Origin of the sequence: Staphylococcus petrasii, from assembly GCF_002902565.1 — a bacterium.
Lineage (GTDB): Bacteria > Bacillota > Bacilli > Staphylococcales > Staphylococcaceae > Staphylococcus > Staphylococcus petrasii.
Window position 1 is genome coordinate 1 of record NZ_PPRC01000090.1, and the last position, 13,828, is coordinate 13,828.

A 13,828-nucleotide genomic window follows, 5' to 3' on the forward strand; every position below is an offset into this window, starting at 1 on the left:
ATTTTATGAATTCTTTTGAACTCTTTTTGCACTTTATGATTAATTTTAATATAATGTACTAATGATATTAGGGCATATAGAAAGGATATTTTAAAGTGAACGAAGAACAAAGAAAAGCTGGTACGATAAATATATTAGATGAACGTAATAAAAAAGCTGAAAAAGATTATAGTAAATATTTTGAACAAGTTTATCAGCCACCTAGTCTTAAAGAAGCGCGTAAACGTGGGAAACAGGATATCAATTATAATCGCGACTTTCATATAGAAGAGAAATATAAAGGAATGGGAAAAGGACGAACATTCCTAATTAAAACATATGGTTGTCAAATGAATGCTCATGATACTGAAGTAATGGCAGGAATTCTACAGGCATTAGATTATACTGCGACAGATGATATTAATGAAGCGGATGTTATTCTGATTAACACTTGCGCAATTCGTGAAAATGCAGAAAATAAAGTATTTAGTGAAATTGGGAATTTAAAACATCTTAAAAAGAATAGACCAGAAGCTTTAATTGGTGTATGTGGATGTATGTCTCAAGAAGAATCAGTAGTAAATAAAATTTTAAAATCTTATCAAAACGTAGATATGATTTTTGGAACACATAATATCCATAAATTACCTGAAATTCTTGAAGAAGCATATTTATCAAAAGCAATGGTTGTCGAAGTATGGTCTAAAGAAGGAGATGTCATTGAAAATCTCCCTAAAGTACGTGAAGGTAGTACAAAAGCATGGGTAAATATCATGTACGGCTGTGATAAATTCTGTACATACTGCATTGTTCCATTTACTAGAGGTAAAGAACGAAGTCGTCGTCCTGAAGATATTATTGATGAAGTACGTGGTTTAGCGCGTGACGGCTATAAAGAAATTACATTGTTAGGACAAAATGTTAACTCTTATGGTAAAGATATAAAAGAACTGAACTATGGTTTAGGAGATTTATTAGAAGATATTTCTAAAATAGATATTCCACGTGTACGCTTTACTACGAGTCACCCTTGGGACTTTACTGATCGTATGATTGAAGTTATTGCTAAAGGTGGAAATATCGTTCCTCATATTCACTTACCAGTACAATCAGGTAATAATGCTGTTTTAAAAATTATGGGACGTAAATATACACGTGAAAGTTATTTAGATTTAGTTTCAAGAATTAAACAAGCTATTCCAAATGTTGCATTAACTACAGATATCATTGTAGGTTACCCAAATGAAACAGAAGAGCAATTTGAAGAAACTTTATCATTATACGATGAAGTGAAATTCGAACATGCATACACTTATTTATACTCACAAAGAGATGGAACACCTGCTGCTAAAATGAAAGATAACGTGCCTAATGAAGTTAAAAAAGATCGCCTACAACGTTTAAATAAAAAAGTAGGACAATATTCAGAAGAAGCAATGAAACAGTATGACGGTCAAGTCGTAACAGTATTATGTGAAGGTACTAGTAAAAAAGATGATACTGTTTTAGCAGGATATACTGAAAAAAATAAATTAGTTAATTTTAAAGGTCCTAAAGAAGCAATTGGACAATTAGTAGACGTGAAAATCGAAGAAGCTAAACAATATTCATTAAATGGTACTTTCGTACGTTTCAATGATAATTTATTGGTGACAAACTAAAATGTATAGTAAAGAAGAAATATTAAAACAAGCAGAGCAACTTTCAGATAAAATCAGTGATTTAGATATCATTAAAAATTATCAAAATATCGAACAGCAGATTCATGAAAACGCAACGATTAAAACTAAAATGAATCAGTTAAAAAAACAACAGAAACAATCTGTCAATTTTCAAAACTATGGTAAAACCTATGCTTATGAACAATCAGAAGGTGAAATTCATAATTTGGAAAATGAAATCAATAAATTACCGATTGTTGAAGAATTTCGCTCTGCACAATATGAAGCTAATGACTTTTTACAAATGATGATTAGCACAATGGAAAAAAGATTAAACGATTACAATAAAAAAGAACATAATGATTTATAAATGAGAAAGGAACTATACTATGAACACTCGAAAACTTACCCTTACTGCATTACTAATAGCCATCAATGTGGTGTTAAGTAGTATCATTGTTATCCCTTTAGGACCAATTAAAGCAGCACCAGTTCAACATTTTATTAATGTTCTATGTGCTGTGCTTGTTGGACCATGGTATGGTCTAGCACAAGCTTTAATTTCATCAATAATTAGAATTCTTTTTGGAACAGGTAGTTTCTTCGCCTTTCCTGGAAGTATGATTGGTGTATTATTAGCAAGCCTTTTCTATATGTATAGAAAGCATATATTTATGGCTGCAGTAGGTGAAGTTATAGGCACAGGTATCATCGGAAGTTTAATGTGTATTCCTGTAGCATGGATGTTAGGTATGCAAAACTTTTTCGTTAAACCATTAATGCTCGCTTTTATTGTCTCAAGTTTCATAGGTGCAATCATTAGCTATTTCTTACTTATAATGTTGAAAAAACGAGGCTTACTCGATAAATTTAAAAAATAATTTTCATAGATTTTTAACTGGTCTATTTAAAAAATTATCATTTCAAATGAAGTTATTAGATATCACAATTTCTTGTATCTTATATTTTGAAATGGTAATTTTTTTATCCGCAAATAGATTACTAAACGAAATAAATTTTTAAAAAAGAAGCAAACTCTAAAATTCTTATTAGTAATGAGAACGAGCGTGTAGTAATGAGTTATGTTAAAATATACAAGTTAAAAGTACGTATAAAAATTAGAAATACTTTAGTTAGGTTGTGAAAATATGTCGAATACGACTCCAATGATGCAACAATATTTAAAAATTAAATCTCAATATCAAGACTGCTTACTATTCTTTAGATTAGGCGATTTTTATGAAATGTTTTATGAAGATGCTAAAGAAGCTTCAAGAGTTTTAGAGATCACTTTGACTAAAAGAGATGCTAAAAAAGCTAATCCTATTCCAATGTGTGGCGTGCCATATCATTCTGCTAATAGTTATATCGAAACGTTAATCAGTAATGGATACAAAGTAGCGATATGTGAACAAATGGAAGATCCGAAACAAACTAAAGGTATGGTAAAAAGAGAAGTAGTTCGCATAGTAACGCCTGGTACCGTAATGGAACAAGGTGGCATGGATGAAAATCAAAACAACTATATTCTTAGTTTTATTTTACAAGACAATACGTATGCCTTAAGTTATTGTGATATCTCTACAGGAGAACTTAAAGCAACACACTTCGATGATGAAGGTACATTGATAAATGAAATTATTACCATCAATCCTAATGAAATTGTAGTCAATCATGAAATAGATGAGGAATTAAAAAAACAAATTAGTTTAACGACTGAAACAATAACAGTTAGAAATGATATTTCTGATGCTAACTATAATGTTAATCAATTAGATAATCAACATATGCATTTAGCAACTCAATTACTTTTAGATTATATTCATCATACTCAAAAAAGAGATTTATCTCACATTGAAGAAGTTATTTCATATACAGCAATTGATTTTATGAAAATGGATTACTATGCTAAAAGAAATTTAGAATTAACAGAGAGTATTAGACTTAAATCGAAAAAGGGAACACTATTATGGTTAATGGATGAAACTAAAACACCAATGGGCGCCCGTCGATTGAAACAATGGATTGATAGACCTTTAATTCATAAAGATAAAATTGAAGAACGTTTAAATATCGTAGAATCATTTATTAACAATTTTATTGAGAGAGATACACTAAGAGGTTATTTAAACCAAGTTTATGATATCGAGAGATTAGTAGGACGTGTTAGCTATGGCAACGTAAACGCACGTGATTTGATTCAACTTAAACATTCTATTTCTGAAATTCCTAATATTAAATCATTACTTGAAGAAATGGATAGCACAACATCTGAACAATTCAGTGCGCTAGAACCTTTAGAAGATTTATTAAAAGTACTTGAAGATAGTTTAATTGAAGAACCACCGATTTCCGTTAAAGATGGTGGGATTTTTAAACAAGGTTTTAGTAAACAATTAGACGAATATCTTGAAGCATCTAAAAATGGTAAAGATTGGTTAGCACAACTTCAAGCTAAAGAGCGTGAGCGTACAGGTATTAAATCATTAAAAATTAGTTTCAATAAAGTGTTTGGTTATTTTATAGAAATTACGCGCGCTAATTTGCAAGGCTTTGAGCCATCAGAATTTGGCTATCATCGTAAACAAACATTGTCTAACGCTGAACGTTTTATTACTGATGAACTTAAAGAAAAAGAAGATATTATTTTAGGTGCAGAAGATAAAGCAATTGAGTTAGAATACCAATTATTTGTTAGATTAAGAGAACATATTAAAACGTATACTGAACGCTTACAACGACAAGCTAAAATTATTTCGGAACTCGATTGCTTACAAAGCTTTGCTGAAATTGCACAAAAATATAATTATGTTAAACCTGAATTTAGTGAAGATAAAACATTAAAACTTGAAAATTCTCGTCATCCAGTCGTTGAACGCGTAATGGATTATAATGACTATGTTCCAAATGACTGTCAGTTAGATAAAGATAATTTCATTTATTTAATAACAGGGCCAAATATGTCTGGTAAGTCGACTTACATGCGACAAGTAGCCATCATCAGTATTATGGCGCAAATGGGGGCATATGTTCCTTGCGATGCAGCTGTGTTACCTATTTTCGATCAAATCTTTACTAGAATAGGTGCTGCCGATGATTTAGTTTCAGGTAAAAGTACGTTTATGGTAGAAATGTTAGAAGCTCAAAAAGCATTAACTTATGCCACTGAAAATAGTTTAATTATCTTTGATGAAATTGGTCGAGGAACTTCAACATATGATGGATTAGCATTGGCACAAGCAATGATAGAATATGTGGCACAAACATCTCATGCTAAAACATTATTCTCAACGCACTATCACGAATTAACTACGTTAGAACAAGAACTGCCGAGCTTAAAAAATGTGCATGTTGCTGCTGAAGAGTACCAAGGAGAACTAATCTTCTTGCATAAAGTGAAAGATGGTGCAGTAGATGACAGCTATGGTATTCAAGTAGCTAAGTTAGCTAATTTACCTGATTCAGTAATCAACCGTGCTCAAGTAATTTTAAATAATTTTGAACAAAAAGATGAAACGCAAATTAACTCAACATTCTTAAGTGAACCAGACATAGACAACTCATTTGTAGCAGAAGAGCAAGCCACTAATACAAATGAAAGAAATGAATTTGAATCATCAATTGAAACAGAGAAATCATCTAATACTAAAAACGATAATCAGTTCGAACAAGCTAGTTTTGACTTATTTGAATCTAACAAAGAAACTAGTGAAATTGAGGAACAAATTAAAAATCTTAATATATCAAATATGACACCTATTGATGCATTATTAAAATTAAGTGAATTACAAAATCAGTTAAGATAGAGGTGCTATTATGGGTAAAATTAAAGAATTGCAAACCTCTCTAGCTAATAAAATAGCTGCCGGAGAAGTAGTTGAGAGACCGAGCTCAGTTGTTAAAGAATTGCTTGAAAATGCCATTGATGCACAATCAACAGAAATTAATATTGAAGTTGAACAATCAGGAATATCTTCTATTCGTGTAGTAGATAATGGAACTGGCATAGAACAAGACGATTTACAATTAGTATTTCATAGACATGCTACAAGTAAGTTAGATACTGATGACGATTTATTTCATATTAGAACTTTAGGCTTTCGAGGAGAAGCCCTAGCAAGTATTTCTTCTGTAGCTAAAGTGACTTTGAAAACTTGTACCGATAATGAAAATGGCCATGAAATATATGCGGAAAATGGTAAAATTGTTCATCAAAAACCGGCTAAAGCGAAAAAAGGTACAGATATTAAAGTAGAATCATTATTTTATAATACGCCAGCTCGCTTGAAATATATTAAAAGTTTATATACAGAATTAGGTAAAATAACAGATATTGTGAACCGTATGGCTATGAGTCATCCAGATATTCGTATATCTCTTATTTCTGATGGAAAAGTATTACTTAAAACAAATGGTTCAGGTAAAACAAATGAAGTAATGGCAGAAATATATGGTATTAAAGTGGCTAAAGATTTAGTTCATATTTCAGGAGATACTAGTGATTATCATTTAGAAGGATTTGTAGCTAAACCAGAACACTCTAGAAGTAATAAACACTATATTTCTATTTTCATTAATGGTAGATATATCAAAAACTTCGTACTTAATAAAGCTATAGTAGAGGGTTATCATACGTTGCTTACTATAGGCAGATATCCAATTTGTTACATCAATATTGAAATGGATCCAATTCTTGTAGATGTTAACGTGCATCCTACTAAACTCGAAGTTAGACTTTCTAAAGAAGAACAATTATATAATTTGATTGTTGAAAAGATTCGCAGTGCTTTTAAAGATAGAATTCTGATCCCTCAAAATGATTTAGATAAAACACCTAAGAAAAATAAAGTACTTCATACCTTTGAACAACAGAAATTAGACTTTGAGAAAAAACAAAGAGATAAAGAAGAAGCATTAAAACAAAATAACAATAATGCTACTAATAACTGGGATACTAACAATTTCAATGACTTAAATTACTCCGATGATTACACAAACGTAAATGAATCTGTGACTAATGAAGAGACTGCTAATTTTGAGAGTCATAATAATAAACGTTCAGAAGAGGTAGATTACTTCCAAATTCAAAAAGATATTTTAAATAGTTTGGATAGAGCAAAGGGTTCGTTGGATGAAGAGAATGGGCTTACAAATTCAGAAGATAGTGTATCCAATCAAAGTGATGACCTAAATATTGAGACGCAACAAACATTAGGTAATGATAATGAAGAAAATGATATTAAAGGTTCAGTGAGTAAAACGCCATCTCGTCGTGTGCCTTATATGGAAGTGGTAGGGCAAGTACATGGTACTTATATAATTGCTCAAAATGAAAATGGCATGTTTATGATTGACCAACATGCCGCACAAGAACGTATTAAGTACGAATATTTTAGAGAAAAAATCGGAGAAGTGAGTAATGAAGTTCAAGATTTATTAATTCCATTGACGTTCCACTTTTCAAAAGATGAACAAATGATTATTGACCAATATCAAGAAGAATTAGATAAAGTAGGCGTGCATTTAGAACACTTTGGCGGTCATGATTATATTGTAAATAGTTATCCCGTATGGTTCCCTAAAGTAGAAGCGGAAGAAATTATTAAAGATATGATAGAATTGGTGCTAAATCATAAAAAAATAGATATTAAAAAAATGCGAGAAGATGCTGCGATTATGATGAGTTGTAAAAAATCTATAAAAGCGAATCATTATTTAAAAAATAATGAAATGGCTGATTTAATAGATCAATTACGTGAAGCAGAAGATCCATTCACATGTCCTCATGGTAGACCTATCATTATCAATTTCTCAAATTATGAATTAGAAAAATTATTTAAACGAGTAATGTAGAAAGGGATACGCTAAATGAAAAAGACCGTGTTACCAGCAATTCGTACGATGAAAGATTTAGAGAAACTCACTAAGACAGATTATAAAGTTTGTGTGTTATTAGATATGCATATCGGACATTTAAAAAGTGTAATGGATTTACTTAAAAAACATGGCATAGAGGCGTATATTCATATCGACTTAATTAAAGGTATGGCTCATGACGAATTTGCATGTGAGTACATTATCCAAACTTATAAACCTAAAGGTATCGTTTCAACTAAAACTAAAGTGATTCAAAAAGCTAAATCGCTCAATATATTAACGATATTCAGAGTGTTTATTATTGATAGTCAGGCTTTAAATAGAAGTATTCAACTCATCAAAAAAGTACAACCTGATTTCGTTGAAGTGTTACCTGGCGTCGCTCATAAGATCGTTAAAATTGTGGGCGAAGAAACTGCTACGAAGGTGATAGCGGGTGGCTTAATTGATGAAGATAGAGAAGTTCAAGAAGCAATCGATAGTGGTGCCAGCTATGTCACGACTAGCAATCGCGCACTATGGTAGTGGGGAAGCATTTAATCTTTAGTTACAATTAAATTATTTTGTAGCGTATTTATATAATTAAGTGCTTATTATCATGCTAATTTTAATAAAGTGATAATAAGCGTTTTTTAGTGCTACAAACTCAAATTATTGCATTAAACACTAATTGATTAAAAATATATAAACACTTAAATTTAATATATTTTCACAAAAATATATTCTACAATTTTAAAATTACTCTATTATTTGTGACAATTTTTTTACAAAAGTATTGACAACGCTTACACCCATTATGTATGATTTAACCAAGTTAATATTAGATTAAGAGACGAAGAGATTTCTGCAATGCATATATCTAGTGCCTTTGTAGGAATCTTTTTGTCTTCATAGGAGGTATATACATGAATGTATATTTAGCAGAGTTTTTAGGTACTGCTATTTTGATATTATTCGGTGGCGGCGTTTGTGCAAACGTAAATTTAAAACGTAGTGCCGGACAAGATTCTGACTGGATAGTTATCGCAGCTGGTTGGGGATTAGCAGTAACGATGGGTGCTTATGCAGTTGGGAAATTTTCAGAAGCGCATTTAAATCCTGCGTTAACGATTGCACTTGCGATGGACGGTAGTTTTAATTGGGCTCAAGTTCCTGGTTACATCATTTGCCAAATACTTGGTGGTATCTTTGGTGGGGCGTTAGTTTGGTTAATGTACTTACCTCACTGGAAAGCAACAGAAGATCAAGGCGCTAAACTTGGCGTATTTTCTACAGCACCTGCAATCAAGAACTATTTCGCAAACTTTTTAAGTGAAATCATTGGTACAGCTATTCTTTGTTTAGCGATTATGTACATTGGTATTAATAAAATCGCTGACGGTATGAATCCATTAATCGTTGGTGCTTTAATCGTAGCGATTGGTTTAAGTTTAGGTGGTCCAACAGGATATGCGATTAACCCAGCCCGTGACTTAGGTCCTAGAATTGCACATGCCATTTTACCTATTGCTGGAAAAGGAAGTTCAAATTGGGGTTACGCGATTGTTCCTGTTTTAGGTCCAATTGCTGGTGGTATGCTTGGCGCAACAATTTACAAAGTATGCTATCAAGGTCATTTCGATATCTCTTGTATAGTTGCTATCATTGTTGTCATTGCTACTTTATTATTAGGAGTTGCACTTAATAAATCTAATAAATCAAATGATATTGAATCAATTTATTAAATTTAAATTAAATATAGCTTTTTTATGATTAAATTTTTAGGAAAAGTGTAATAAAGATAGTACACTTCCTTAATAACAAAACACACAAGCTACATAATAGCACTTTTTCATTTATAGATTAGAAAGGGAGAATATTTATGGAAAAATACATCATGTCAATCGACCAAGGAACAACAAGCTCTAGAGCGATTTTATTCGATAAAGATGGGGATATTAAAGGTGTCGCTCAACGTGAATTTAAACAATACTTCCCTAAATCTGGTTGGGTAGAACACGATGCTAATGAAATTTGGACATCAGTATTAGCAGTTATGGCAGAAGTACTTAATGAAAACGAAGTGAATGCTGAACAGATTGAAGGTATCGGTATTACTAACCAACGTGAAACGACAGTCATCTGGGATAAAAATACTGGACGCCCAATCTATCACGCTATTGTATGGCAATCTCGTCAAACTCAGTCAATTTGCCAAGAATTAAAAGACCAAGGTCATGAAGAAACATTCCGTAACAAAACAGGTTTATTACTAGATCCATATTTCGCAGGTACGAAAGTAAAATGGATCTTAGATAATGTAGATGGTGCTAGAGAAAAAGCTGAAAACGGCGATTTATTATTTGGTACTATCGATACTTGGTTAGTTTGGAAATTATCTGGTGGAGAAGCGCATATTACTGATTATACGAACGCAAGCCGTACCTTAATGTACAATATTTATGATTTAAAATGGGACGACGAACTATTAGAATTATTAGATGTGCCTAAAAACTTATTACCAGAAGTTAAAGAATCAAGTGAAGTTTACGCACATACTAAAGATTATCACTTCTTTGGCCAAAAAGTTCCAATTGCTGGTATTGCTGGAGACCAACAAGCAGCATTATTCGGTCAAGCTTGTTTCGAACGTGGAGATGTAAAAAATACGTATGGTACTGGCGGTTTCATGTTAATGAATACTGGAGAGAAACCTGTTAAATCTGAAAGTGGCTTATTAACAACAATCGCATATGGTCTTGATGGTAAAGTGAACTATGCATTAGAAGGTTCAATCTTTGTCTCAGGTTCAGCGATTCAATGGTTACGTGATGGTTTAAGAATCATTAACTCAGCACCACAATCAGAAAACTATGCTACACGCGTAGATTCAACGGATAATGTATATGTAGTACCTGCCTTTGTAGGTCTAGGTACACCATATTGGGACTCAGAAGCAAGAGGTGCAGTATTTGGCTTAAGCCGTGGTACTGAAAAAGAACATTTCATTCGTGCGACACTTGAATCACTATGCTATCAAACACGTGATGTAATGGAAGCAATGTCTAAAGACTCTGATATTGAAGTACAGACTTTACGTGTCGATGGTGGCGCTGTTAAAAATAATTTCATCATGCAATTCCAAGCGGATATCGTCAATGTTGCCGTAGAGCGTCCTGAAATTCAAGAAACGACAGCTTTAGGTGCTGCTTATTTAGCAGGTTTAGCAGTAGGTTTCTGGGACAGTAAAGATGAAATTGAAAACAGATGGCAATTAGAAACTGAATTTAAACCACAAATGTCTGAAGAACAAAGAACTAAGTTATATAAAGGTTGGAAGAAAGCAGTAGAAGCAACTCAGGTCTTTAAATTAGAAGATTAATCACTATTAATGGCTTAGTTTTGAAATGTGTGTTATTATAAACTTAAGTTAATACATTAATCGAGATTTGAGAGACCTGTTTCATGCAGTATGCTTCTGTATGGATAGGTCTCTCATTTTTTATTAAAAGTTGGAGGGGTATAAATTATGGCTTTGTCTACTTTAAATAGAGAAGTAATTAAAAAGAATTTACAAGATACAGAATATGACGTAGTTATTATTGGTGGCGGTATTACTGGTGCAGGTATTGCATTAGATGCTAGCCAACGTGGTATGAAAGTTGCTTTAGTAGAAATGCAAGACTTTGCTCAAGGTACTAGCTCACGCTCAACTAAACTTGTTCACGGTGGTTTACGTTACTTGAAACAAGCGCAAATTAAAGTTGTAGCTGAAACAGGTAGAGAACGTGCAATCGTTTATGAAAATGGTCCACACGTAACTACACCTGAATGGATGTTATTACCAATGCATAAAGGTGGTACATTCGGTAAATTTACAACAAATTTAGGTTTAATGATGTATGACCGTTTAGCTCGCGTTAAAAAATATGAACGAAAAAAAATGTTAACTAAAAAACAAACATTAGATAAAGAACCATTAGTTAAAAAAGATGGTCTAAAAGGTGGCGGTTATTATGTTGAATACCGTACAGATGATGCGCGTTTAACAATCGAAGTAATGAAACGTGCTGAAGAAAACGGTGCAGAAATCATTAACCACACTAAATCTACTAATTTCTTATATGACTCAAAATCAAAAGTAAATGGTATTGAAGTTCAAGACCAATTAACTGGCGACATCTATCAAATTAAAGCTAAGAAAGTCATTAATGCTTCAGGACCATGGGTAGATGAAGTGAGAAGAAAAGACTACACACGTAATAATAAACAATTACGTTTAACTAAAGGTGTACACGTAGTTATCGACCAATCTAAATTCCCATTAGGTCAAGCGGTTTACTTTGATACTGAAAAAGATGGCCGTATGATCTTTGCTATCCCACGTGAAGGTAAAGCTTATGTAGGTACTACAGATACTTTCTACGATAACGATAAAGCGAAACCATTAACAACGCAAGAAGATAGAGATTATCTAATCGATGCGATTAACTACATGTTCCCAGATGTAAATGTCAAAGACGAAGACATTGAATCTACATGGGCTGGGGTAAGACCACTTATTTTAGAAGATGGTAAAGACCCTTCAGAAATTTCACGTAAAGATGAAATCTGGGAAGGTAAATCAGGACTATTAACAATTGCTGGTGGTAAATTAACAGGTTACCGTCATATGGCATTAGAAATTGTTGATTTATTAGCTAAACGCTTAAAACAAGAACACGGCTTGAAATTTGGCGAATGTGCTACTAAAAACACTCCAATTTCTGGTGGTGATGTTGGTGGCAGTAAAAACTTTGAAAAATACGTTGAACGTAAAGTTGAAGAAGGTAAAGCAATTGGCTTGAAAGAAGACGTTGCACGACGTTTAGCTTCTAAATATGGTTCAAATATCGATAAATTATACAACATTGCTCAAATTGCAAAAGATAAAGATCTTAAATTACCATTAGAATTATATGTACAATTAGTATATAGTGTCCAAAACGAAATGGTTTATAAACCAACTGACTTCTTAGTACGTAGAACTGGTAAATTATACTTCAACATTAATGAGGTAAAACAATATAAAGATGCAGTTATTGAAGAATTAAGTAACTTGTTAAATTACACTCAAGGACAAGTTAATGAATATACTAAAGAAGTTAACGTAGCTATTGAAGAAGCGACACATGGTAATGAACAATTAGCTGTAAAAAAATAATGATTGATTAATCAACACATTAGTATTTTCTTATGCAATAAAAAACTAATGTGTTGATTTTCAAAAATTCGTTTACTCACTATTAAAAAGTGACATTCAATTTGATAACATTAGAAAGTAAAGGTATATTAAAAGGAATACTACATAATTATAAATTATAAAAGATTTGTTTTTCGATGGGAGGCATATGCGTGGGTCAAAATTCTTATAAAATTACCGTTGAAGATGGTACAACATTAGAAGTTAAAGTGGATAAAGCAAAGATAGCTACCTTTGGTGTCGTTCATATTTTTCACGGGATGGCTGAGCATATGGATCGCTATGAGGCACTCGTTCAATCTTTAACTCAACAGGGATACGATGTTATTAGACATAATCATAGAGGTCATGGCAAGGACATTAATGAGGATGAACGCGGTCACTTTGATGACATGAATATAGTGGTGCAAGATGCGTATGAAATAGCTCAAACATTACATAGCGATAAAAAAGACGTACCTTATATTGTTTTAGGTCACTCAATGGGGTCAATTATTGCGCGTTTATTCGTTGAAAAGTATCCTGATATAGCACAAGGGCTAATATTAACAGGAACTGGACTGTATCCTAAATGGAAAGGGATACCAGCAGTGATTGGACTAAAATTGATTACACTATTTGGTGGCAAACGTAGTCGTTTGAAATGGGTAAATCAATTAGTATATAAGTCATTTAATAAAAAAATTGATCAACCTGAAACTCAAAGTGATTGGTTATCATCTAAACGTGATGAAGTAGATAAATTTGTTAAAGACGAATATACCGGTTTCTTAGTTTCAAATCAGCTCATCTATCAAACGGTTAAAAATATGATGAAAACAGCTAATTACGGTCAATTGAAAAAGATGAATCCACAGTTACCAATACTACTTATTTCAGGTAAAGAAGACCCGTTTGGAGATTATGGAAAGGGCGTAAGAAGCTTAGGAAGAAAATTTAAAACTGCTGGAATCAAGCATATTACAGTACAATTATATGCCCATAGACGTCATGAGATTTTATTTGAGGAAGATGAACAAATGATTTGGAATCATATGTTTGATTGGATTCAAAAACAAATATTAAATAAGAGTCAAAGTGAGGGATAATT

General features: G+C 32.3%; 10 protein-coding genes. All 10 read left to right on the forward strand.

Features of this window, described 5'->3' with window-relative positions:
- Positions 1-95: 95 nt before the first annotated feature.
- The 10 genes from miaB to CD127_RS11150 all read left to right on the forward strand — a co-directional run bounded on the left by miaB (position 96) and on the right by CD127_RS11150 (position 13,826).
- On the forward strand, positions 96-1,640 hold the full coding sequence (miaB, locus tag CD127_RS11105; RefSeq protein ID WP_103299043.1) for a tRNA (N6-isopentenyl adenosine(37)-C2)-methylthiotransferase MiaB: 1,545 nt from the start codon (positions 96-98) through the stop codon (positions 1,638-1,640).
- Position 1,641: 1 nt separating this feature from the next.
- The gene (locus CD127_RS11110) at positions 1,642-2,010 is read left to right on the forward strand and encodes a YlbF/YmcA family competence regulator (RefSeq protein ID WP_103366759.1); all 369 of its coding nucleotides are present in this window, start codon (positions 1,642-1,644) and stop codon (positions 2,008-2,010) included.
- Between the two features lie 19 nt (positions 2,011-2,029).
- Positions 2,030-2,521 (forward strand): energy coupling factor transporter S component ThiW, encoded by a 492-nt coding sequence (gene thiW / locus CD127_RS11115; RefSeq protein WP_103366760.1) that lies wholly within the window; start codon positions 2,030-2,032, stop codon positions 2,519-2,521.
- Positions 2,522-2,788: 267 nt separating this feature from the next.
- A complete protein-coding gene (mutS, locus tag CD127_RS11120) occupies positions 2,789-5,446 on the forward strand; it encodes a DNA mismatch repair protein MutS (protein WP_103366761.1) in 2,658 nt (885 codons plus the stop codon).
- Between the two features lie 10 nt (positions 5,447-5,456).
- Complete coding sequence (gene mutL, locus CD127_RS11125; RefSeq protein WP_103366762.1) at positions 5,457-7,493, forward strand: DNA mismatch repair endonuclease MutL; 2,037 nt, start codon at positions 5,457-5,459, stop codon at positions 7,491-7,493.
- A gap of 15 nt (positions 7,494-7,508) precedes the next feature.
- Positions 7,509-8,042 carry a glycerol-3-phosphate responsive antiterminator gene (locus CD127_RS11130; RefSeq protein ID WP_103366763.1) on the forward strand — a complete coding sequence of 178 codons (534 nt, stop codon included), beginning with the start codon at positions 7,509-7,511 and terminating at the stop codon, positions 8,040-8,042.
- 380 nt (positions 8,043-8,422) lie between these two features.
- Positions 8,423-9,241: an MIP/aquaporin family protein gene (locus CD127_RS11135; RefSeq protein ID WP_103366764.1), complete on the forward strand. Its 819-nt coding sequence runs from the start codon at positions 8,423-8,425 to the stop codon at positions 9,239-9,241.
- Positions 9,242-9,378: 137 nt separating this feature from the next.
- Complete coding sequence (glpK, locus tag CD127_RS11140; protein WP_103366765.1) at positions 9,379-10,878, forward strand: glycerol kinase GlpK; 1,500 nt, start codon at positions 9,379-9,381, stop codon at positions 10,876-10,878.
- 147 nt (positions 10,879-11,025) lie between these two features.
- Positions 11,026-12,699 (forward strand): glycerol-3-phosphate dehydrogenase/oxidase, encoded by a 1,674-nt coding sequence (locus CD127_RS11145; protein WP_103298803.1) that lies wholly within the window; start codon positions 11,026-11,028, stop codon positions 12,697-12,699.
- A 191-nt stretch (positions 12,700-12,890) separates the two neighbouring features.
- A complete protein-coding gene (locus tag CD127_RS11150; RefSeq protein ID WP_103298802.1) occupies positions 12,891-13,826 on the forward strand; it encodes an alpha/beta hydrolase in 936 nt (311 codons plus the stop codon).
- The last annotated feature ends 2 nt before the right edge of the window (positions 13,827-13,828 follow it).